Consider the following 21,810-nt stretch of genomic DNA (forward strand, 5'->3'; position numbering starts at 1 on the left):
ACCCGGCCACCCGCCTCCCTGTCGGTCGCCACGCCAACCGCAAGGGACGGCGCCCGCGTCGAGCGTGCGCCGTCCCGGTACCGGATCAGCCGACGACGATGTTCACCAGCTTCGGCGCGCGCACGATGACCTTGCGGATCTGCTTGTCGCCGATGAAGCCCTGGGCCCGCTCCGAGGCCAGTGCCAGCTTCTCCAGGTCGGCCGGGTCGATGTCGGGCGCCACGGACAGCTTGTCACGGACCTTGCTCTGCACCTGTACGACGCAGGTCACGGACTCCTGCACCAGCAGTGCGGGGTCGGCCTCGGGCCAGTGGCCGAGGGCGACCGTGCCCACGTGCCCCAGCTTCTCCCAGCCCTCCTCCGCCACGTACGGAGCGAAGAGGGAGAGGGCGACGGCCACGAACTCGGCGGCCTCGCGGACCGCCGGGTCTCCCGCGCCGGGTCCGGAGTCGATGGCCTTGCGTGCCGCCGAGACCAGCTCCATGGTGCGGGCGATGGCGACGTTGAACCGCCGGGACTCGACCAGGGTCGTGATCTGGTCGATGGTGTGGTGCGTGACCCTGCGCAGCGCGGTGTCGCCCCCGGCGGGGTCGGTGCCCGGCTCGCTGGCCGCGCCCGCCTCGCTCATCACCCGGTAGGCGCGGTTGAGGAACTTCTGCGCCGCGACGGCGGACACGTCGGCCCAGTCGACGTCCTCCTCCGGCGGGGAGGCGAACAGCATCGTCAGCCGGACGGCGTCCACGCCGTAGGCGTCGATCTCCCTGCCCAGGTCGACGCCGTTGCCCAGGGACTTGGACATCGCCCGGCCCTGGTTGATGACCTGGCCCTGGTTGGTCAGGCGGCGGAACGGCTCGGTGAAGGAGACCATGCCCAGGTCGTACAGGACCTTGGTGAAGAAGCGGGCGTACATCAGGTGGAGCGTCGCGTGCTCCTTGCCGCCGATGTAGTGGTCGACCGGCCCCCACTTGTTGACGGCCTCGGTGTCGAACGGGGCGGTGTCCAGGCGGGGCGAGCAGTAGCGCAGGAAGTACCAGGACGAGTCCACGAAGGTGTCCATGGTGTCGGTGTCGCGCTTGGCGGGGCCTCCACAGGACGGGCAGTCCACGTTCACCCACTCCTCGGCCGAGGCCAGGGGGGAGACCCCCTTGGGCGCCAGCTCGACGCCCTTCAGCTCGGGGAGGGTGACGGGCAGCTGGTCGTCGGGGACCGCCACCTCGCCGCACGCGGGGCAGTGGATGATCGGGATGGGCGTACCCCAGTAGCGCTGACGGGAGAGCAGCCAGTCGCGCAGCCGGTAGTTGATGGTGCCCTCACCGGTGCCGCGCTCGGCGAGCACCCCGATGATGCGCTCGATCGCCTCGGACTTGCCCAGGCCGTCCAGCGGACCGGAGTCACGCAGCGTGCCCTCGCCCGCGGCGGCGGTACCGGTCTCCACCGGGTGGGGCTCGCCGGTCTCCACCACGACCCTGACCGGCAGGTCGAAGGCCAGGGCGAAGTCGAGGTCGCGCTGGTCGTGCGCGGGCACGGCCATGATGGCGCCGTGTCCGTATTCGGCCAGGACGTAGTCCGCGGCCCAGACGGGCATGCGCTCGCCGTTGACCGGGTTGACGGCGTAGCGGCCCAGGAAGACACCGGTCTTGGGGCGCTCGGTGGCCTGGCGTTCGATGTCGGACAGCTTGGCCACGTCGGCGCGGTAGGCGTCGAAGGCCTCCCGCTGCTCGGGGGCGCACAGCTCCTCCGCCAGGTCGGCGTCGGCCGCCACCACGAAGAACGTGGCGCCGTAGAGGGTGTCCGGGCGCGTGGTGAAGACGGTGACCGGCTCGTCGCGGCCCTCGATGCGGAAGTGGACGTCGGCGCCGGTGGAGCGGCCGATCCAGTTGCGCTGGATGGCCAGGATCTCGTCGGGCCAGCGGCCGCCGTCGAGCTGGTCCATGTCGTCCAGCAGGCGCTGGGCGTAGTCGGTGATCTTGAAGTACCACTGGTTGAGGCTGCGGCGGACGATGTCGGATCCGCAGCGCTCGCACCTGCCCTGCACGACCTGCTCGTTGGCGAGCACCGTCTGGTCCTTGGGGCACCAGTTGACCTGGCCGTCCTTGCGGTAGGCCAGCCCGCGCTCGAAGAAGCGCGTGAACAGCCACTGGTTCCAGCGGTAGTACTCGGGGTCGGAGGTGTGCAGGCGGCGCGACCAGTCCACACCGATGCCGTAGCGCCGGAACGAGGTCGCCTGGGTCTCGATGTTGGCGTAGGTCCACTCGGCGGGGTGCGAGTTGTTCTTGATCGCCGCGTTCTCGGCGGGCAGCCCGAAGGAGTCCCAGCCGATGGGGTGCAGGACGTTTTCCCCGCGCTGGAAGCGGTAGCGGCCGATGACGTCGCCGATGGCGTACGCCTCCGCGTGACCCATGTGCAGGTCGCCGGAGGGGTAGGCGAACATGTCGACGACGTAGGTGCGCGGACGGGGGTCCGCCGGGTCCTCGTTGGCCTCGAACGGGAGCTCGGCGGCCCAGCGCGCCTGCCATTTGTCCTGGAGGGCGCGGGCGTCGTAGGTGTCGCCCGTCGTCTGGTCGCCGTCTACCGCTGTCATCGCTGAAGGTTCCTTAGCCGCGTCCGGGTGTGCTTCCCACAGGTTAGCGGTTGGCGGGTCGGGCACAGGACGACTTCGCGTCTGTCGGACCGCGGACGCCGCCTGCCCGTGCCGGGAGGGGGTTGCAGCGCCCCACCGGCGCCGGCGGTGACGGAGCGTGTGCGAAAGATCGGTGAGATTACGGACCCATCGCCTCTCCACACCGACCGTCCGGTTTGTTACTCTGCCGTAAAAGTGGCGCAGAACACGCGATCCGGGTCACACCGGACTCAATTTCGCCTGTCCTGACTTGTCCGGACCAACCGGACTCATCTGCCTGCGGGAGGCCCCCTTGTTCAACCTGTCCGTGCTTCTGGAGGACGGCGCCCGATCGGCCCCCGAGAAGGAGTGCCTGGTCTTCGGGGACCTGCGCCTGAACTACGCGCTCACCGACATGATCGCCAACCAGGTGGCCAACCTCCTCGTCTCCCGGGGGATCCGGCCCGGCGACCGGGTGGCGCTCGCCAGCCCGAACCTGCCCTACTTCCCCTTCGTCTACTTCGGCGCCCTCAAGGCCGGGGCGGTGGTCGTGCCCCTGAACGTGCTGCTGACCCCCCGTGAGATCGCCTACCACCTGGAGGACTCCGGGGCCAGGGCGCTGTTCGCGTTCACCGGCTCCCCCGAGCTGCCGCTGGGTACGCGCGCCTTCGAGGCCTTCCAGCAGACGGACACCTGCGAGATCTACGTGGACCTCCCCGCCGCGCCGGGTGCCACCGAGTCGGTCATCGAGGGCGCGGAGACCTTCTGGAAGGCGCTGGAGGGACAGCCTGGCGAGTTCGAGAGCGTGCAGACCAGCGCCGAGGACACCGCGGTGATCATCTACACCAGCGGCACGACCGGCAAGCCCAAGGGCGCCGAGCTGAGCCACAACAACCTGATGATGAACGCCATCGGCTCGGCCAACCTCGTGAACCCCCACCAGGACGGGCGCGACGTCTCCCTTGTCGTCCTGCCGCTGTTCCACATCTTCGGCCAGACGGTCATGCTCAACGCCTGCCTCTACCGGCACGGCACCATGGTCCTGGTGCCGCGCTTCGACGGGAACGAGGCCCTGCGCCTCATGGAGAAGGAGGGCGTCACCGGGTTCGCGGGCGTGCCCACCATGTACTGGGGCCTTCTCAACGCGGTCCAGAACGCCGGCCCCGACAAGTACGACCTGGAGGGGATCGCCGAGAACCTGGTCGACGCCGTCTCCGGCGGCTCGGCCCTGCCCGGCCAGCTCGCCGAGGACTTCACCAAGGCGTTCGGCGTGGGCATCAAGGAGGGCTACGGCCTGTCCGAGACCTCACCGGTCGCCTCCTTCAACAACCCCAGGGTCAAGGCGAAGACCGGTTCGATCGGTCGCCCGGTGTGGGGCGTGGAGATGAAGCTGATCGACCCGGACTGGAACGAGGTCGTCCAGGAGGAGGGCGGCGAGCCGGTCGGCGAGATCGCCGTCCGCGGCCACCTGGTGATGAAGGGCTACCACAACCGCCCCGAGGTCAACGCGGAGGTCATCCGGGACGGGTGGTTCCGCACCGGTGACATCGCCCGCCGCGACGAGGAGGGCTTCTACTTCATCATCGACCGCTCCAAGGACATGATCATCCGCGGCGGCTACAACGTGTACCCGCGCGAGGTCGAGGAGGTCCTGATGACCCACGGGGCGGTCAGCCTCGCGGCGGTCGTCGGTATCCCGCACGAGACGCACGGCGAGGAGATCAAGGCGTTCGTGATCCTCAAGGAGGGCGTCGAGCTCACCGCCGAGGAACTCGTCTCCTGGTCCAAGGAGCAGCTGGCGGGCTACAAGTACCCGCGCGAGGTCGAGTTCCGCACCGAACTGCCGATGACGTCCACCGGCAAGATCCTCAAGCGCGAGCTGCGCGCCTGACACGCGCGCTCCCCCGTGGTGTGCGCGTACGCGCGCGGGCCCGGTCCTTCCGGCGGATCCCGGGGACCGGGCCCTCCCCCTATCCCTTGACGGCCCCCTGGACCAGCCCGGAGACCAGGAAGCGCTGGACGATGACGAAGAAGACCATCACCGGGAGGGTGATGAGGGTGGACGCCGCCATCACGTGCCCCCACTCGTTGGCGTACTGGCCGAAGAACTGGCGCAGGCCGACCGCCACGGTGTAGTTCTCGCTCTGGGTCATGAAGGTCAGGGCGAGCACGAACTCGTTCCAGGCCACGATGAACGAGAAGATCGCGGTCGCCACCAGACCCGGCGCGACGAGCGGGAACAGGACCTTCCAGAACATCTGGAGCCAGGAGGCGCCGTCGATGTAGGCGGCCTCCTCCACCTCCACCGGCACGGCCGCGACGAAGCCCCGCATCATCCAGACCGCCAGCGGCAGGGACAGCGCCACGTACACGATGCCGAGGCCCAGCAGGGTGTTGAGCATCTGGAGGTCGCGCACCTGGAGGAAGAGCGGGATGACCAGCGCCTCCAGCGGCACCATCTGCACGATGAGGATCATGACCAGCACGGAGGTGCGGAACCGGAAGCGGAACCGGGCCACCGCCACCGCGGCCAGCAGCGACAGTACGCACGCACCGCCCACGGTGATACAGGCGACCACCAGCGAGTTGGCCATGTACGTGCCGAAGTTGCCCTCGGTCAGCACGTAGGAGAAGTTGTCCAGGGTCGGTCCGGTGGGCAGCAGCGCCCCCGTGCCCGAGGTGCTCCGGTCGGAGAACGCGCTCGTCAGCATGAAGTACACCGGGAACAGGGTGAACAGCAGCAGTGCGCCCACCGCGACGCCCTTGGCCAGCAGGCGCCCGGAGCGCAGGGCACCGCCCCGGCGCCGGGCCGCGCGGACCCGCCTCTCCCAGTCGCGGTCGGCGACGGCGGATGCGTGTGTGCTCGTGACCAACGGTCCTCCTCGTCAGCGGCGCCCGGAGGGCGTGATCGGGTTGTCCCGCGGCCGACCCGGGCCGTTAGAATCCACCTCTGTCCGGTGCGGGGCGTTTGTCCCGCCCCGGTGGGCGAGGAGGGGTGGGGTTCGTGTCTCCAGGATCGTCGGGACCGTCAGGGGCGGTGGACTAGAACCGTGCACGATTCCACCGGCCCCTCCCCCACCGAGGTCGTCATCAGCTGGATCCCGCACGACGCGCGGTTCCGCGACCGCGCGGTGCGGCACGCCCTGGGAGACGCGGGCGGCCGTCTGCTGTTCGCGTACGTGGACAACCTGGTCAACCAGGACAACGACGACGGGCGCGCTCTCGACGACTACGACCTGCGCACGATGACCGCGGTCCGCGAGGACCTCAACCGCCGTTCCCTGGCCTCGGTGGACTGGCGCCGTGTACGGGACAAGCTGGTCTCGGGCGTGCACTGAGGCGGGGCCCTCCACGCCCTCGGAGGAGCCGCGCCCGCTCACCTCAGCCCGTCCTCGCGGAACAGCGCCCTGAGGTACAACACGGTGACCACGAGCAGCAGCAGGGTGAGCAGGACGGCGATGGCCGCCCCGAGCCCGTAGTCGTTGTGGCCGAAGGACCGCACGTAGGACCACACGCCGAGGTTGAGCATGTCGGAGCCGCCCACGTCTCCGCCGGGCATCAGGTAGATCTGCGCGAACACCTTGAAGTCCCAGATCGTGGACAGCACCGTGACCACGGCGAACACCGGACGCAGCACCGGGAACGTGACGTGCCAGAAGCGCTTCCAGGCGCCGGCCCCGTCGATCCTGGCCGCCTCGTGGAGTTCCTCGGGGACGGTGAGCAGCCCGGCCAGGACGGTGACCGCCACGAAGGGGAAACCGCCGTGCACCACGTTGAGGGTGACGATGGCGTAGAAGTACAGCCGGTCGGCGAACCAGTTGTAGCCCGAGGGGTCGAGTACCCCCAGGGAGGTCAGGGCCTGGGCGACGACGCCGTTGTCGACGTCGAAGATCCAGACCCAGACGTAGGTTCCGCTGACGGCGGGCATGGCCCAGGCGACCATGATGCAGGAGACCACGACGAGGCGCGGCACCGTGCCCAGCGTGGAGAGCAGCAGCGCCACGAGCGTGCCCAGGACGATCGTGGTGAGGACCGCCACCACGGCGAACACGACCGTGTTGACCATGGCGATTTGCCACAGGTACGGGTCGGTCAGCAGCGCGGCGTAGTTGTCCAGCCCGATGAAGTCGGATTCCCCGGACATCAGGTTGCGCAGCTTGAAGTCGCGGAAGGACAGCCACACGATCCGGCCGAGCGGGAACAGCAGCAGCAGCCCGATGACCGCCAGCGCGGGCGCCAGCAGCGCCCACGGGAGGAGCGTCCTCCGCACGCGCAGGCCCAGGAGCGGCGACCGCCGCCCCGCCCCGGGCCGTCGCTCGGACGGCCCGGGGGAACGGCGGACGTCCTGCTCCGGCCCACTGGTTCCCAGCCCGACCGGTGTGCCCACTGCCTAACCCCCGTTGAGGATGCGCTCGATCTCCGCGGCCGTGTCCTCGGTGGCCTCGTCCACCGAGGCCTCGCCGTTGAGGATGGACTGCTGCATGCCGACCAGGACCTTCTCGGCCTCCACCTGCGTCCAGGCCGGGGTCGCCGGCACGCCGCGGCTCGCCTCGTTGAGCTGGACCGCGAACGGCTCCAGGATCGGGTCGGCGGACTCGGAGAACTCGTCCACCCTCGCGGTGACGCCCGGGAAGAACCCGGTCTCCTCCGACCACCGCGCGGAGAACTCGTCGCCGGTGAGGTGCTGGACGTACTGCCAGGCCGCCTCCTCGTTACCGGTGCCCTCGAAGACCGACAGCAGGGACCCGCCCGCGAAGGAGGGCATGTACCCCTCCTCCTGCCCGGGGAGGGCGAAGGAGTCGATCTTCCCCTCCAGCTCGGGGTTGCTCTCCAGGATGGCCTTGGGGTTGGCGCTTCCGAGGATGGCCATGGCCGCCTCCTCGTCGGCGATCGACTCCATGACCTCGATCTCGGTCCAGTTGACCGCGCCCGTGGTGGAGGTGCCGTCCTCCAGCGCCAGGTCCGTGAAGAACTCGATCCCCGCACGGCCCTCGGGGGTGTCGATCTCCGACTCCCAGGTGCCGTCCGCCTGTTCGACGGCGATCTCACCGCCGCCGCCCCAGATCCACGGCATGATCGAGTACTGGGCGTCACCGGGGACAGGGAAGGCGATCATGTCCGGCTCCGCCTCGGAGAGTGCCAACGCGGTCTCGCGCAGCTCCTCCCAGTTCTCCGGTACCTCCAGGTCGTGCTCCTCGAAGATGTCGGAGCGGTACACGACGGAGCGGATGGAGGCGTACCAGGGGACGCCGTAGACCCCGTCGCCGAGCAGGCCCATCTCCATGAGGCCGGGGATGTACTGACCGGTGTCGATGTCGTACCCGGACAGGTCGTGCAGCGCGCCGGCGTCGGCGAACCCCGGGGTGAGCGTGTTGCCGAGCTCGACCACGTCGGGCGTGGTGCCTCCGGCGACGGCCGTGGAGATCTTGTTCTGGGCGTCCTGCCAGGGCACGAACTCGACGTCGACCTCGATACCGGTCTCCTCGGTGAACGCGGCGTCTGCCTCCTCGAAGAACCCCGTCTCGTCGGGGTTGGTGCCCTGCATGATCCACACCGTGAGCCCGTCGGTGGCGGAGCCGTCACCGCCCCCACCGGTCCCGCACGCCGTGGCGGCCAGGACCAGCGCCAGCGCCGCGGCGGGGAGTGGAACGTACTCGTGTGTTCGTCTGCGGGCCATCGGCACGCCTCCCGTTCCTTTCGAGGGTCCCCTGGGGGTTGGTAGGAAACCTACGTAAAGAACGGCCTCCAGTGAAGTAAACCACTCTGATTTGTGTCTGAGCTGTTAGGGGGTGAGGGCCGAACGGCGGGGAGCGGGGACGGAAACGGGCGCACCGCACGTCGTGCGGCACGTCCGGCGCTTCCGTCCCCGCTCCCCGCCCCGCGTGCCGGCGGCCTACTCCGTCAGGCCCGTGACCTGACGCAGGACGGACACCAGCTCGGAGCGTTTGTAGACGGCGAGGCCGATGGCGGCTCCGAACGCCGCGAGCATGTGCACGTAGACCATGGGGTCGCCCCGGGTGAAGCGCTCGGCGACCTCCTCCTCGCCGACCGAGTGGGCCTCCCAGGCGGTGGCCACGGCGAACTCCAGCTCGGGCGGGAGCATCTCGGCGACGGTGCGGGCGACGGCCTCCCGGGAGTCGGCGGGCTTCCACACCACTCCGGTCTGCTGCACCCGGCGACCGAGGAACGCGGCGACGACCTTCAGTTCCGACAGGACCGCGTCCACGTCGTCGGCGGCCCGGGGGATGACCGCGTCGAGCGCCTCCCGGTCCCGGTCCGCGTAGGCCTCGATCAGGTCGATCGTGGTCCGCCGGACGCGGTCCGGCGGTTCCGGTGCTGACGGTCTCCCGTCACGGGGGTCCGGGGACGATCCGGACGATGACTCTGCGGACACGGTGGTGGTCCCTTCTGGATGGTGCGGCTCGGTCCATGATGACGCCAACGCGCCCCGGCGGAACCCCGGCCGGGCCGGAATCCCCTCTCCGCGAACAGGAGCGGGCGCGGGCCCCGGCGCCCCGGGGTCCGCACCCGTGTCAGAACCCGGGGCGCAGCGGCATGTGCGCCGCGGTACCGTCCAACTTCACCCCGAGGACCTGGTGCAGCTGCACCACGTCCCGCTCGAACCCGAGGACGGATCCGGCCATGTAGAGCCGCCAGACGCGGGCCGTGCCCTCACCGACCTCGGCGACCGCCTCGTCCCAGTTGCGTTCCAGGTTGGCACCCCAGTGGCGCAGGGTGAGCGCGTAGTGCTCACGGAGGTTCTCCTGGTGGCGGATCTCGAAGCCGGCGTCGTTCATCGCGGTCTGGATGCGCCCCGGCCCCGCCAGTTCCCCGTCGGGGAACACGTACCGGTTGATGACGCCGCCGGTGTCCATCGGCCTGAGGTTGTTGCGCGGCCGGGTGATGCAGTGGTTGAGCAGACGGCCCCCCGGGACCAGCTTGGAGTACAGCGAGGCGAAGTAGGCGTCCAGGTTCCTCTCGCCGATGTGCTCGGTCAGGCCGATGGAGCTGATGCGGTCGTAGCTGCCGTCGGGCACGTCCCGGTAGTCCATGTGCCGGACCTCGGCGAGCTCCGACAGCCCTTCCTGGGCGATCCTCTTGCCCGCCCACTCGGCCTGCTCCTTGGACAGCGTGACGCCCACGACGCGGACCCCGTGCTCGCGGGCGGCGTGTATGACCATGCCGCCCCAGCCGCAGCCCACGTCCAGCAGGCGCATACCCGGTTCGAGGCCGAGCTTGCGGGACACCAGCTCGTACTTGCGGAACTGGGCGCTCTCCAGTGCCCCGTCCGCGTCCCCCACCCTGTCCGGTGAGCCGTCGCCGTCGTCGAAGACCGCGCAGGTGTAGGTCATGGACGGCCCTAGGACCAGCTCGTAGAAGGCGTTGGAGACGTCGTAGTGGTGGTGGATGGCCTCGGCGTCCCGCTGCTTGGAGTGCCGCCGGCCCCGGGACACCAGTCGGCTCCGGGTCATCTCCTCCGGCGGCGGGGCCACCCGGTTGACGAACTTGACCCACCCCACGGAACGCACGATGTCGGCGAGGTCGCGGGCCGACACGTTGATCCCCTCCGCGAAGGCGAAGTCCGCCATGTGTCGGAGGGCCGTGTACATGTCGCCCTCCAGCTCCAGGTGCCCGGAGACGTAGGCACGGGTCAGACCCAGCCCGTTCGGGGACTGCGCCAGGTAGTTGACGGCGACCGGTGTGCGCACGTGCAGGGTCACGTCGCTGTTCGGGTCCCCTGCGCTGCTGCCGTCGTAGGCGGTGAAGCGGAGGGGCGCGTCGGGTCCGACGACGCGCTCGAAGATCTCGGCAAGACGCATGCTCTTCTGTCCTTACCTCTCTCGGATGCGACCCGCCCCCACGGGTCGCGCCCCTGTGGTGTCAGCGGTTGCGCACGCACTTGGCGTACAGGTCCAGCAGCCGCCCTCCGGGGTCGTAGCCCTCCTTGAGCGCGGCGTAGGCGGGGCCGTTGTAGAGCCGCCAGAACTCGTCCTCGGTGTAGAAGGAGTCCGAGTAGAGGGACTTGTGTCCGCCCAGTTCTGCGACCCGTTCCTCGACGAGCCGGTTGTGGTGGGCGCGGCGCTGGTTCGGTTTCATGTCGACGAGCCCCCAGAAACCGAAGTTCACGTAGAGGCGGCCGTCCTCCAAGGGGTAGAGCGGCCAGACGTGCTCGTCCTCGCCCAGTGAGGGCCGCCTGGGCTCGCGGAGCCGGAGGGGGCACATCCAGACCGGCGTCATACCGATCTCCGAGTGGAAGAAGTCCAGGAACTCCGCTCCCCTCTCGACGCCCACCTCGACGTCCTGGATGAGGGGTTCCTGGGGGCGCCTGCCCCGGTAGTGGGTGAGGAGCCGGAAGAAATCGGTCCGACGGTCCCAGGCGACCAGTCGGCGGTACACGTCGGACCGTTTCAGGGAGCGCGGCCACAGGGGTCGCACGAGCGGGTGCTGGGCGCCGAAGGCACGCGAGCACCAGAACCAGTCGGTGTCCCAGCGCCACAGGTAGTCGTGGAGGGTGAGGTAGTCGCCCGGCCCCCGGTCCGCGTAGCGCCGGATGGACCGGTAGTAGATGTCGTTCCCGGTGTAGTCGCTGGTCCAGGGGGCCTGGTCGGTGAATCGGGCCACGGTGAGGTAGAGCTCGTCGGGGCCGAAGGCGACGCCGTCCACGAAGTCGACCGGCTGCCCCTCGTGTTCGAGGTCCGCGCAGATCCGGGCGAGGGCGTCCATCGCCCCGACCGCGTCGTGGAAGCGCAGGTGGCGCAGGTGGACGTAGGGGGAGGCCGGCTCTAGTTCGATGCGCAGGCGAAGGCTGTAGCCGAGCGTGCCGTAGGAGTTGGGGAAGCCGTGGAAGAGGTCGCTGTGCTCGTTGTCCCGGGTGGCGGTGACGACGTCGCCCGCGGCGGTGAGGATCTCCATCTCCTGGACGCCCTCGTGCGGCAGGCCGTTGCGGAAGGAGGAGGACTCGATTCCCATACCGGTGACGGCGCCGCCGAGGGTGATGGTCCGCAGCTGGGGGACGACGGTCGGCATCAGCCCGTGCGGGAGGGTCGCCGCGACGAGGTCCTCGTAGGTGGTCATGCCGCCGACGTCGGCGAGGCGCTCGACAGGGTCGATGGCGATGACGCCGGTGAAACCGGAGACGTCCAGGGCGGGCCCGGTCGCGGGTTCGCGGAAGCGGAAGAGGTTGGACGTGGGCTTGGCCAGCCGGACCGGCACGTCCCGTGGCAGCGCGCGGTAGTCGCGGCGGACCCGCTGGACCGCCGCTATGTGCTCGGCGAAGCCCGTACGCCGTCCTGCGGCGGTGCCACTGCTCGTTCCCTGTTGTTGAGGAGTCATCCCAGTTCCCGTTCCGGTGTCGGCGACGCACAGCGTGGGTCGGACCGGCCCTGGCCGCGGGGAGCGGCTGGGATGGGCCGATCCCCTCAGTTCTACCTAGCGGTAACGGGCTTGTGCCACCCTATTTATGGCGTGTCTTCCCAGAAGTCCGTCTACCTGGGGTGATCCCCGGGTCACGTGTTGACCGTGTTCGAGGACCTGCGTGGGCACGCCGGAGGCGGGCACGACATAGGATCTGGGGTCGTGCGTATCGCTCTCGTAGACTCCGGCATCGGCATGCTCTCGACCGCGGCGGCCCTGCACGCCGCCAGGCCGGACGCCGACCTGTTCCTGTCCATGGATCCGGACCACATGCCCTGGGGTCCCAGGACCCCGGACCAGGTGATCGCCCGCGCGTTGGCAGGGGCCCGCGCCGCCTGCGAGGCCGCCGGCGCACAGGGGTTGGACGCGGTGGTGGTGCCGTGCAACACCGCCTCGGTCCACGGCCTGGCCGAGCTCCGCGCAGCGTTCGAGCCGGACGTGCCGGTGGTCGGAACGGTTCCCGCCATCAAACCCGCCGCCGCGGCCGGAGGGCCCATCGCCGTCTGGTCCACCGAGGCGACCACGCGCAGCGGTTACCAGCGCCAGCTGATCGAGACCTTCGCCGGTGAGGTGGACGTGACCCCGGTGGCCTGTGCCGGGCTCGCCGAGGCCGTGGAGTCGGCCGACCCCCGGCTCATCGCCGACGCCGTCGCCTACGCGGCCGACCTCACACCGGGGGACGTGCGCGGCGTGGTGCTGGGCTGCACCCACTACGACCTCGTGGGCGAGCACATCTCCGCGGTGCTGGGCGACCGGGTCGAACTCTTCACCGCCGCCGGGGCCGTGACCGCGCAGACGCTGCGGCGCGTCGCCGCCGCGGACTCCCGCGCGGGCGAGGGCCGTACCGGCCTCGTGCGTGTGCTGGCCAGCGGCCGACCCTCCCGGCTGCCCTCCGCCGCCCTCGCCTACCCGGCCGGGCGCGCGATCGCCGAAGCGGAGCCCGCCGGGGACAGGGTGGGGTGGCCGACGGCCTCGGCCTGATCCCCCCGGTACGGAGGCAGCCGCCTGCCGTGCACCGGTAGCGCCCCGCTGCCCCCTGAGCTCCCGGGTCAGTAGATCTAGGACGCTTCCCTGGGCGCTCCGGCCAGGACCGCGCGCACAGCCGCCGTGCGGACCTCGGCCTCCGTGTCGGAGGCGCCGTTGAGGGCGCCTGCGGCGAGGGTGCTCACCAGGTTGCGGACACCGGCGGTGTCGTTGTCGTGGAGCAGCGTCTCCAGGAGCGAGAGCGCGGCCCGTTGGTCGCCCGGCCTCTCCCGTACATGCCGCCACTGGGGCTCGGTGGCCGCGTCCGACAGCATGAGGGTGCGCCCGACCTGGCCGAGCGCGCTGAGGAGCGGGGTGTCGTGGGGGATCCCCTCCAGGGCACAGTTGACCTGCTCGGCCTGGAACTCGGGGTCGACCTCGTCGGAGGGCTGGGCGCGGAGGAACTCCAGGATGTGCTCGGCGGGCGCCGCCGGGGTGATCGGGGGTATCGCCCCGATCATCTCGCGGACCTCGACCAGGTCGCCCAGGATCTCGTCGGTGCGGCCCAGCTCCCCGATCAGCCTCTCCGCGCGCTGGGCCGAGCAGCTCGCCACCCAGCGGGCCCCGCGTCCGGCCGCCAGGCGCGCGGCGGCGAGGGCGAGTTCGGCGCCGCGGCGGGGAGCCCCGACCCTCTCGAAGTAACGGGACCAGGTGGTCACGCGGACCCCGAGGCGCCAGTCGTTGCGGACGGCTCCCTGGCAGACGAGGTTCTCGACGGCCTCCACCCATGCGGGCCTCAGGCTCGGGTGGGCCTCGGCCTCCTCGACGGTCGGCAGCGGGGTGATGGCCTCGCGCGGTTCGCACTGGCCGAGCCTGGTGAGCCAGGAGAGCAGGCGGGCCCGCTCGAAGCGGATACGGCGGCGCAGGGCCTCACGGCGCGGGTTCGCCTCGTCGAGGGCGAGCTCCGCCTCCATGCGGTCGAGCGCCTCCAGGGCCTGTGTGTGCTTGTCCTGGTGGCGCAGCGCCCGGACGAGGGTGAACACCCCGTCGGCGCCGAGCACGGCCGGCCCGGTGGCGGTGTGCTCGTAGCGCCGCAGCTCCGCCTCGGCACGGTCGGCCAGGTCCTCGTCGATCAGCAGGTTCACCCGGGCCAGGGTGAACGCGGGCCAGGCCGGGGTGCGCTCCCATCCGGCCAGACTGCGGGCGGACAGCAGGTCGCGCCGGAGTTCGCAGGTGCCCCGGGCGTCGACGTTCGCGTGGCAGCGCACCAGGGTCTCCCGGAGGGACACCGGCAGCGGGCCGTGCTCGTGCGGACCCGGTTCGTCGGCGGACGCCGCCCTCACCTGGGTGAGGGCACGCCTCCCCTCGGCGAGCGCCCCGACCCGTACCGCCAGGGGCCAGTGGGCGAGGAAGAACAGGGTCGGTGCCCCGAAGACCCCCGGCACCTCCGCCTTCGCGCTCCCCGCCTCGGCGACCAGCCGGCGTGCGGTGCGCAGCGCCGACCTGGCCAACGCCTCCACACGGACCGCGTCCCCCGCCTCGCAGAGCACGGGCAGCGCCGTGACCCCCTCGGCCAGCTCGATCTGCCCCGCCGCCCTGAGCCGGCGCGAGGTTTCCCCTGCCCACGTCCACATCGGCATGCTCTTCTCCCCCTGGTGGTGCCGCGTGAGAACAGAACGTAGCAGCGTGGTGACAGGGCTGTCCGGCAAACGCGTGGAACCGTTGCGGCGTGGGGTTTACAGGCCCGATCGGCGCGGGACCGGGCGGATAGACTCTGGAACACTGCGGCCCCCTGCGGGGACCCGGGCACGGGTCTCCGTTGCGCACACCGCCCGCAGAAGTACCTGAGGAGGCATGGACGCCGATGGGATGGCGAGACCGCTTCGGACTCCGCAAGGCCAATCGCCAGGGCAAGGCCCGCTTCGACCGGGCCGCCGAGGATTCGGACATCAAGGCGCTGATCGAGTTCTCGAAGAGCCGGGTGGGAGTGGAGTTCTTCGTCGAGCCCGAAACCTTTGCCACACAGACGACAGCCGTCGCCGTGGCCACCGACGGCGAGTGGATCAGGCGCCGCTGCGGGTCCCCCGAGGTGATCCGCAAGGTGGCCCGTGACCTGGCGACCCCCGCCTATGACGTGCAGATCGTCGGCTACCCGCAGCGCATGCGCGACTGGAGCGCACGCAACAAGCGCGGCCTGTCGATGGACGAGTAGCGGTGTGCCGCCGGGGTAAGACTCGCCACACCGATGCGGCTGGAAGGTCGTGTCCGAAACCCTCTACCCGGTCATTTTGGGCATTGATGACGACTCCTTGCCGCGACTTCCTCTCCGAACGGGTTCCCTAACGGGCTCCGTTCGTCGCATACTCGCCTGGGAGGGGGGACTCTGATGAAGCAGGATCTCACGGCCCTGTGTTGCGAATGCGGCATGATCCGCAAGGTGAGCGACTACCAGAGTGTGGGCGAGGCCCAGTCGGCCTACGGACTGGCCCGCTGCGTCGTCTGGCGCAAGTGCCGCACCTGCGGCTACCGCACCTACCACGCCTACATGCGCACGGACGAGGACCGCGACGAGCTGGAGGACGCCCTCCGGCTGGACGGCGCCCTCGCCGCAGAAGCCCTCGACGAGGAGGTGGAGCAGCTGCGGCTGTGCGGGGTCGATGTCGGCCACGCCCCCGTGCCCGCCATCTGGGACGGCCAGTCGGTCGGCATGGTCACCCAGCGGCTGACCGACCACGCCTACTCGATCGTCCTCGACCCCGAGTCGTCCGTGGTCTCACGCCTGAAGCTCATCGACATGATGTGGAACGAGCTCCTGGTCGGCGAGCACGACGACCGCTGGTTCATCCAGGAGTCGGAGGACGACGAGGCCCCCGCGTACGCGGTCCGCCTCTTCGGCTACCGCACCCGGGGCTGACCGGGCCGGCGGCTCCTCGCACACACCACACGGCTGACGGCCGGGCCCCTGACGGGTGCCCGGCCGCCGTGCGTTCGCGGGCCTGCTCCCCCTGCGCGCGGCGGTGCGGTCCCGCGGGGCCGGGACGGCCCGGCTCAGCCCGCCGCGGGTGCGGGGTCGGCCTGCTGGGACAGTCGTCGCAGCGCCGACCGGGCCACCTCGGGGTCGGTGGTGCCCCAGTAGGGCGGCAGCGATGCGCGCAGGAAGCCGCCGTAACGGGCGGTGGCCAGGCGCGGGTCGAGGACGGCGATGACCCCCCGGTCCTCGGTGGAGCGCAGCAGCCGACCCGTGCCCTGGGCGAGCAGCAGGGCGGCGTGGGTGGCCGCCACCGACAGGAAGCCGTTGCCGCCGTGCGCGGCCACGGCCCGCTGCCGCGCGGAGGCCAGCGGGTCGTCCGGGCGGGGGAACGGGATGCGGTCCACGACCACCAGGGACAGGGACGGGCCGGGCACGTCCACGCCCTGCCACAGCGACAGGGTGCCGAACAGGCAGGCGCGCTCGTCCTCGGTGAACCGCCGGACCAGCTGGCCGGTGGAGTCCTCCCCCTGGCACAGGATCGGCTGGTCCAGCCGGTCGCGGAGTTCGTCGCTGGCCTGCTGGGCGGCGCGCATGGAGGAGAACAGGCCGAGCGTCCGGCCGTCCGCGGCCTCGATGAGTTCGGCGATCTCGTCGAGGTAGGAGGGTGCGAGCCCGTCGCGCCCGGGTGGCGGCAGGTGGGTGGCCACGTAGAGGATGCCGCTACGGGCGTGCTCGAAGGGCGACCCGACGTCCAGGGCGCGCCAGCGGGGCTCCCCCGCGGCCCGGTGCGGACCGTCGTCGTCCCCGTCCGGACCGGCGGTGCCGGAGGTCCCGTCCGGGTCGTCCCCGGGCCCGCCCGCGGCAGCCCGCTCCGCGGCCTCCTGGGCGACCTCGCGGCCCAGGCCCCACTGGTGGGCCAGGGAGGTGAAGGAGCCGCCGAGGGTGAGGGTGGCCGAGGTCAGCACGACGGTGCGGTCCCCGAAGAGCTTCTCGCGCAGCAGCCCGCCGACGGCGAGCGGAGCGACGTTGAGGGTGGGCTGACGGCCCGGTGACTTGGTGAGCCACACCACCTCGGTGCGGTCTCGCAGGGCGGGTTCGTAGGACTCCAGGACACGCACGGCGGTGTCGTGCACCTCGCCGAGCGCGGCCAGGGCCAGGCGGCGGTCGCTGGCACCGTCGGGGTCGAGCTCGCCCGGCGAGGGGCCGATGGCGGTGACACAGCCGGAGGCGGCGTCGCGCGTGGCCGCGACGGCGTTGGCCAGGGCCTCGTCGATGTGGTCCAGGCGGCCGTCGGGCGACTCGGTGAACATCAGTGCCAGGCCGTCGGCGCACTCCGTGAGGCGCTCGCTGATACCCGGCTCGACCAGGCGGGCCGCGCGCTTGGCCGCGCTGTTGACGACGCGCTCGCTCAGGCTGCCGGTCGCCACGGAGGTCGCCCGGTCCACGAGCTCGTGTGCCTCGTCGATCACGATGGTGTTGTGCTCGGGCAGGATGTGGCGGCCCTGCGACATGTCGATGGAGAGCATGGCGTGGTTGGTGACCACCACGTCCACGCCCTGGGTGGCCTCGCGTGCGAACTCCGCGAAGCACTCCTGTCCGAAGGGGCAGATACGGGCGCCCATGCACTCGTTGGCGCCGACCGACACCTGCCGCCAGGCGAGGTCGCTGACGCCGGGAACGAGTTCGTCGCGGTCTCCGGTGACGGTCTCCTCCGCCCACTCGTGCAGGCGGGCCACCTGTCGGCCGAGGGAGGAGAGCTGCCGGGGATCGAACAGCTCGGTGTCCTCCGCCTCCTCGCCCGCGGTCTGGAGCCGGTTGCGGCACAGGTAGTTGCGGCGGCCCTTGAGTACGGCGAACGCGGGCTCGCGCGGCAGCAGCGAGGACAGCGCCCCCGCCAGGCGCGGCAGGTCCCGGTCGATGAGCTGGTTCTGGAGGGCGATGGTGGCGGTCGAGACCACCACCGTGCTCTTCTGGTCCATCGCGTGTCTGACCGCGGGTACCAGGTACGCCAGGGACTTGCCGGTGCCGGTGCCGGCCTGGACGACCAGGTGCTCGCGCTGGTCGACCGCAGAGGCCACGGCGTCGGCCATGGCCGTCTGGCCCTCGCGGCGGCTGCCGCCGAGAGCGGTGACGGCGGCGTCGAGCAGGGTCGGAACGTCGGGGAGATCTGCCACGGATCGACAGTACCGGCCCGGGAGGACAGGACGGGCTCCGTCCACAGGCGGGATCGGCCGACCCCTGCGGGGCCGACCGGTCCGGGTGGTTCCGCGTACACCTGTGAGAGGGGGTTGCCTCGGGGGGTTCGGGGGGTCTCCCCCAGAGGGAACGACGAAGGCGACCCGGCGAGCGCGGTCACGCGCAAGCAGGGTCGTCCTGAGTCCGTGGACCTTGGGGGACGTATCCACAACCCGCGAGACGCGGCCTCACGTTGCAGGGGGACGCCCCACCCGCCCCACCGACCAGCACGACCCAAGCCACAGGGGGTTGCCTCGGGGGGGTTCGGGGGTCGTCCCCCAGAGGGAACGACGAAGGCGACCCGGCGAGGCGGACGAAGTCCGCCGAGCAGGGTCGCCCAGAGTCTCGTGGAGCTATGGGGATTCGAACCCCAGACCTCCTCCATGCCATGGAGGCGCGCTACCAACTGCGCCATAGCCCCTGGTGTGCCGGGCGGTTACCCCGCTCGGCGATAGAAGTACTGTACCCGAGGTGCGGAGCCGGTCGGGACGCCGGTGCGGACGAACGGCCGGTCGATAGCCGTGGACGGGGACGAATACCCTGGAGTGGTGGCCGAATCAAAGCTTGAGATCCAGATGCTCCACGACCGCCTCCTGGTGCAGACGGTCGTGGACCGGAGCGAACGGCGCAGCAGCGCCGGTCTGGTCATTCCGGACACGGTGAAGTTGGCGACCAGGCTCGCGTGGGGTGAGGTCGTCGGCGCCGGGACCGGCGCCCGGCACGTGAAGACCGGTGACCGCGTGCTCTTCGACCCGGAGGAGCAGGGCGAGGTCGAGTTGAACGGCGAGCGCTACGTGATCCTGCGCGAGCGCGACGTGCACGCGATCGCGAACGAGGCGCCGGAGCGGGGCACCGGCCTGTACCTCTGATCCGCCTCTCCGTCCCGCCGGCCGGATCGGGGCCGCGCCCCGAGCGGCGGGCCCGCCCCCGCGCCCGGCGGGCGTCAGCCGCGCCCGCCGCTCGGGGTCGCGACCACCTTGACCAGGGAGAGCACGCAGAGGTTGAGGGCCTCGTACGCCGACACGCGTCCGGTGTTGACGTAGGACCAGCCGGAGTAGAGCCCCGCCCAGAGGAACTGCTGCATCCAGTCCGCGGAGATCGCGGGGTCGATGCTGCCGTCGGCGTGTCCGCGTTCGATGAGTGCCGTGAGCGCCAGGTCGGCCTCGCCGCACTCCTCCTCGGGGCTCTCCGTGTAGTCCTCCTCGTTGCCGAACGCCAGCATGATCACCTTCTGGAGCGCGAAGTACTCGGGGATGAGGCGCCGGAAGGCCTCCAGCCCGGTCCCCTCGGTGGTGCGCGCCCGATGCATGGCCTCGGTGATCAGCTCGTCCGCGTACTCGCCGAGGGCGTTGGTCAGGTCGGCCCGTTCGGGGAAGTAGCGCTGGAGCGTGCTGCGGGCGACCCCCGCGGCTCTGGCGACCTGTGACAGGGGTGCCGCGGAGTTCTCGCCGAGGACCTTGACGGCCGCGTCGAGGATCGCACGCCGGGTGCGTGCGCGTGTCCTCGTCTCTTCCTCTGAGGGAGCGCTGTTCACCATGCCCATCATCCTAGGCTTGTCGGTTCTTGGTTGACAATAATCGGTCACATATGACCTAATTTAGATCATGACTGAACGATCTGCGGTATTAGTTGACCCTTCGACGGGGCCTCCGGAGCCCCGCTTCGCCCAGCTCCGGGTGCTGTGGTCGTTCGTGCGCCCGCACCGGAGGAAGCTCGCGCTGGGGCTGGTGCTCGCGCTGCTCGGATCCGCGCTCGAACTCGCCAACCCGATGGTGATCAAGCTGGTCCTGGACACCGTCGCCGACGCGGGCAGCCTCACGGGGCCCATCGGCCTCCTGCTCGGGCTGTTCGGACTCGGCGTCGTGTTCGGCCTGTGGCACTGGATCCTCCTCGGCACGGTCGCGGAGAAGGTCGTCCTCGATGCGCGCACCTCCCTGGTGCGCCGCTACTTCCGGGCCGCGCTCATCCCGATGTCCCGGCGCTCCTCGGGCGAACTCGTCACCCGGGTCACCTCCGACACGGTGCTCCTGCGCGAGGCCGCCTCCAACAGCGTCATCAGCCTCGTCAACGGCAGTGTCCTGCTGGTCGGCACCCTGGTCATGATGGGGGTGCTGGACCTGGTCCTGCTCGCCGTCACGTTCACCGCCGTGCTCGTCGTCACGGTCTTGTTCCTCACCCTGATGCCCGCCATCGCCAAGGCGCAGGAGAAGGCGCAGAACTCGCTGGGGCTCATGGGCGCCGTGCTGGACGGAGCCCTGCGCGCCGTGCGCACGGTCAAGGTGAGCCGCGCCGAGGAACGGCTCGGCGGCCAGATCCTGGAGCACGCCGAGGAGGCCGCACGCCACGGGGTGCGGTCGGTGAAGCGCGAGGCCGTGGCCTGGACGATCGCGTACGGCGGCATCCAGATCTCCATCATCGCCATCCTGGGCGTGGGCGCGCTGCGGGTCACCGCCGGCGCGATGGAGGTGTCCACCCTCATCGCCTTCCTGCTCTACGCGTTCACGCTGATGTCGCCGGTGATGGAACTCTCCCAGAGCGTCACCACCCTCCAGTCCGGTATCGCCGCGGCCAAGCGCATCCGCGAGGTCGAGGCCATCCCGCTCGAACCGTCCTCCGACGGACCCGACGTCCCGCTCTCCGCCCCGGACGGCGACGGGGAGTCGCTGCTGGAGCTGCGCGGGGTCACGGCCCGGTACGCGCCCGGTGCCGCGCCGGCGCTGGAGCGGGTCGACCTGAGCATCCCCCGACGGGGGCACACGGCCGTCGTCGGCCCGTCCGGCGCGGGCAAGACCACGGTGTTCTCCCTGCTCCTGCGCTTCCTCGAACCGGAGGACGGGGAACTGACGCTGGCCGGGACGCCCTACCGTTCGCTCACCCCGAGGCAGGTGCGCGGCCACTTCGCGTACGTGGAGCAGGACACTCCGGTGATCCCGGGGACCATCCGCGAGAACCTGCTGTTCAGCAGACCCGACGCCTCCGAGGAGGACGTGCGCCGGATCCTGGGGGAGGTCGGGCTGGCGGACAAGATCGACACCCTGGAGAAGGGCCTGGACACCCCGCTGGACGCCACGTCGTTCTCCGGCGGCCAGCGTCAGCGCATCGCCCTGGCCCGCGCCCTGCTGTGTTCGCCGGACGTTCTGCTGCTGGACGAGGCGACCTCGCAGGTGGACGCGATCACGGAGGCGGCGATCACGGACAGCGTGCGCCGCCACGCCGACCGGAAGGCCGTCGTCACGATCGCCCACCGGCTGTCGACGGTGATCCACGCCGACACCATCGTGCTGATGGAGGACGGCCGGGTCCGCGCCCAGGGCACGCACCGGGAGCTGCTGGACCGGGACCCCCTGTACCGGGAGCTGGTCGCGGCACTGCACATCGACGGGGCGGAGGCCGACAGGGAAGGTGTCCGGGACGAGGGGCTCGCGGTCGGCTCGTCCTGAACCCGTCGGCCCCGTGGCGGAGGCGATCCCCGAGCCTCCCGCACGCGGGCAGGGAGGGCTGCTCCCCGGCCCGCGCGCCCGTGCCGGCCACGGTTGCGGTGTCGCCGTGACCACCGGGCACCCGGGTGACGTGCGTCACCCGGGTGCCCGGTAGCATCCGCCCTGAGCCGGTCGGCGCGAACGGCTCG

At 70.9% G+C, this 21,810-nt stretch carries 17 protein-coding genes and 1 tRNA gene; 7 read left to right on the forward strand and 11 right to left on the reverse strand.

The annotated features are described in order from the left end of the window. Positions 1 to 85: 85 nt before the first annotated feature. On the reverse strand, positions 86 to 2,581 hold the full coding sequence (leuS, locus tag ACFWTE_RS00800) for a leucine--tRNA ligase (RefSeq protein ID WP_378776537.1): 2,496 nt from the start codon (positions 2,579 to 2,581) through the stop codon (positions 86 to 88). A gap of 331 nt (positions 2,582 to 2,912) precedes the next feature. Between leuS and ACFWTE_RS00805 the strand changes: the two genes are divergently transcribed. Next, positions 2,913 to 4,490: a long-chain fatty acid--CoA ligase gene (locus tag ACFWTE_RS00805; protein WP_378776685.1), complete on the forward strand. Its 1,578-nt coding sequence runs from the start codon at positions 2,913 to 2,915 to the stop codon at positions 4,488 to 4,490. A 79-nt stretch (positions 4,491 to 4,569) separates the two neighbouring features. Here the strand turns inward: ACFWTE_RS00805 and ACFWTE_RS00810 are convergent, their stop codons facing one another. Further along, positions 4,570 to 5,472, reverse strand: coding sequence for a carbohydrate ABC transporter permease (locus ACFWTE_RS00810; protein WP_378776539.1), 903 nt, complete (start codon positions 5,470 to 5,472; stop codon positions 4,570 to 4,572). Between the two features lie 177 nt (positions 5,473 to 5,649). Here ACFWTE_RS00810 and ACFWTE_RS00815 point away from each other — a divergent pair, with 177 nt between their 5' ends. Further along, positions 5,650 to 5,937 carry a hypothetical protein gene (locus ACFWTE_RS00815; protein WP_378776541.1) on the forward strand — a complete coding sequence of 96 codons (288 nt, stop codon included), beginning with the start codon at positions 5,650 to 5,652 and terminating at the stop codon, positions 5,935 to 5,937. A 38-nt stretch (positions 5,938 to 5,975) separates the two neighbouring features. On the opposite strand, the gene ACFWTE_RS00820 is transcribed toward ACFWTE_RS00815, so the two are convergent. The 5 genes from ACFWTE_RS00820 to ACFWTE_RS00840 form a co-directional block, all read right to left on the reverse strand. Further along, the gene (locus tag ACFWTE_RS00820) at positions 5,976 to 6,875 is read right to left on the reverse strand and encodes a carbohydrate ABC transporter permease (protein ID WP_378776687.1); all 900 of its coding nucleotides are present in this window, start codon (positions 6,873 to 6,875) and stop codon (positions 5,976 to 5,978) included. A 114-nt stretch (positions 6,876 to 6,989) separates the two neighbouring features. Beyond that, positions 6,990 to 8,276: a sugar ABC transporter substrate-binding protein gene (locus ACFWTE_RS00825; protein ID WP_378776543.1), complete on the reverse strand. Its 1,287-nt coding sequence runs from the start codon at positions 8,274 to 8,276 to the stop codon at positions 6,990 to 6,992. 216 nt (positions 8,277 to 8,492) lie between these two features. Beyond that, on the reverse strand, positions 8,493 to 8,993 hold the full coding sequence (locus ACFWTE_RS00830) for a hypothetical protein (protein WP_378776545.1): 501 nt from the start codon (positions 8,991 to 8,993) through the stop codon (positions 8,493 to 8,495). 139 nt (positions 8,994 to 9,132) lie between these two features. Next, entirely contained in the window at positions 9,133 to 10,419 is a 1,287-nt protein-coding gene (locus ACFWTE_RS00835; protein ID WP_378776547.1) for a class I SAM-dependent methyltransferase, read from the reverse strand. Between the two features lie 61 nt (positions 10,420 to 10,480). Continuing rightward, entirely contained in the window at positions 10,481 to 11,932 is a 1,452-nt protein-coding gene (locus ACFWTE_RS00840; RefSeq protein WP_378776549.1) for an FAD-binding oxidoreductase, read from the reverse strand. A 243-nt stretch (positions 11,933 to 12,175) separates the two neighbouring features. Between ACFWTE_RS00840 and ACFWTE_RS00845 the strand changes: the two genes are divergently transcribed. Next, entirely contained in the window at positions 12,176 to 12,994 is an 819-nt protein-coding gene (locus ACFWTE_RS00845) for a glutamate racemase (protein WP_378776551.1), read from the forward strand. 77 nt (positions 12,995 to 13,071) lie between these two features. Here ACFWTE_RS00845 and ACFWTE_RS00850 read toward each other — a convergent pair whose 3' ends face one another. Beyond that, a complete protein-coding gene (locus tag ACFWTE_RS00850) occupies positions 13,072 to 14,616 on the reverse strand; it encodes a hypothetical protein (protein WP_378776553.1) in 1,545 nt (514 codons plus the stop codon). Between the two features lie 224 nt (positions 14,617 to 14,840). Here ACFWTE_RS00850 and ACFWTE_RS00855 point away from each other — a divergent pair, with 224 nt between their 5' ends. Continuing rightward, positions 14,841 to 15,188 (forward strand): hypothetical protein, encoded by a 348-nt coding sequence (locus ACFWTE_RS00855; RefSeq protein WP_378776555.1) that lies wholly within the window; start codon positions 14,841 to 14,843, stop codon positions 15,186 to 15,188. A 174-nt stretch (positions 15,189 to 15,362) separates the two neighbouring features. Beyond that, complete coding sequence (locus ACFWTE_RS00860; protein ID WP_378776556.1) at positions 15,363 to 15,890, forward strand: DUF6315 family protein; 528 nt, start codon at positions 15,363 to 15,365, stop codon at positions 15,888 to 15,890. 134 nt (positions 15,891 to 16,024) lie between these two features. Here ACFWTE_RS00860 and ACFWTE_RS00865 read toward each other — a convergent pair whose 3' ends face one another. Together ACFWTE_RS00865 and ACFWTE_RS00870 are read right to left on the reverse strand one after the other, a co-directional pair. Beyond that, the gene (locus ACFWTE_RS00865; protein ID WP_378776558.1) at positions 16,025 to 18,121 is read right to left on the reverse strand and encodes an ATP-dependent DNA helicase; all 2,097 of its coding nucleotides are present in this window, start codon (positions 18,119 to 18,121) and stop codon (positions 16,025 to 16,027) included. Between the two features lie 409 nt (positions 18,122 to 18,530). After that, a tRNA-Ala gene (locus ACFWTE_RS00870) sits at positions 18,531 to 18,603 on the reverse strand. 154 nt (positions 18,604 to 18,757) lie between these two features. On the opposite strand from ACFWTE_RS00870, the gene ACFWTE_RS00875 reads away from it, so the two are divergent. After that, positions 18,758 to 19,051 carry a GroES family chaperonin gene (locus tag ACFWTE_RS00875; RefSeq protein WP_378776689.1) on the forward strand — a complete coding sequence of 98 codons (294 nt, stop codon included), beginning with the start codon at positions 18,758 to 18,760 and terminating at the stop codon, positions 19,049 to 19,051. 74 nt (positions 19,052 to 19,125) lie between these two features. Here the strand turns inward: ACFWTE_RS00875 and ACFWTE_RS00880 are convergent, their stop codons facing one another. Further along, positions 19,126 to 19,719, reverse strand: coding sequence for a TetR/AcrR family transcriptional regulator (locus ACFWTE_RS00880; RefSeq protein WP_378776560.1), 594 nt, complete (start codon positions 19,717 to 19,719; stop codon positions 19,126 to 19,128). A gap of 139 nt (positions 19,720 to 19,858) precedes the next feature. On the opposite strand from ACFWTE_RS00880, the gene ACFWTE_RS00885 reads away from it, so the two are divergent. Beyond that, complete coding sequence (locus tag ACFWTE_RS00885; RefSeq protein ID WP_378776691.1) at positions 19,859 to 21,622, forward strand: ABC transporter ATP-binding protein; 1,764 nt, start codon at positions 19,859 to 19,861, stop codon at positions 21,620 to 21,622. The last annotated feature ends 188 nt before the right edge of the window (positions 21,623 to 21,810 follow it).

Source organism: Nocardiopsis sp. NPDC058631 (assembly GCF_042716955.1).
In the GTDB taxonomy this organism is placed as follows: Bacteria; Actinomycetota; Actinomycetes; order Streptosporangiales; family Streptosporangiaceae; genus Nocardiopsis.

Bases quoted from the DNA above. Each gene is read 5' to 3' on its own strand.
- ACFWTE_RS00850 (WP_378776553.1), bottom strand. From the start codon at position 14,616: ATGCCGATGTGGACGTGGGCAGGGGAAACCTCGCGCCGGCTCAGGGCG.
- ACFWTE_RS00825 (WP_378776543.1), bottom strand. From the start codon at position 8,276: ATGGCCCGCAGACGAACACACGAGTACGTTCCACTCCCCGCCGCGGCG.
- leuS (WP_378776537.1), bottom strand. From the start codon at position 2,581: ATGACAGCGGTAGACGGCGACCAGACGACGGGCGACACCTACGACGCC.
- ACFWTE_RS00880 (WP_378776560.1), bottom strand. From the start codon at position 19,719: ATGGTGAACAGCGCTCCCTCAGAGGAAGAGACGAGGACACGCGCACGC.
- ACFWTE_RS00840 (WP_378776549.1), bottom strand. From the start codon at position 11,932: ATGACTCCTCAACAACAGGGAACGAGCAGTGGCACCGCCGCAGGACGG.
- ACFWTE_RS00855 (WP_378776555.1), top strand. From the start codon at position 14,841: ATGGGATGGCGAGACCGCTTCGGACTCCGCAAGGCCAATCGCCAGGGC.
- ACFWTE_RS00860 (WP_378776556.1), top strand. From the start codon at position 15,363: ATGAAGCAGGATCTCACGGCCCTGTGTTGCGAATGCGGCATGATCCGC.
- ACFWTE_RS00835 (WP_378776547.1), bottom strand. From the start codon at position 10,419: ATGCGTCTTGCCGAGATCTTCGAGCGCGTCGTCGGACCCGACGCGCCC.
- ACFWTE_RS00875 (WP_378776689.1), top strand. From the start codon at position 18,758: ATGCTCCACGACCGCCTCCTGGTGCAGACGGTCGTGGACCGGAGCGAA.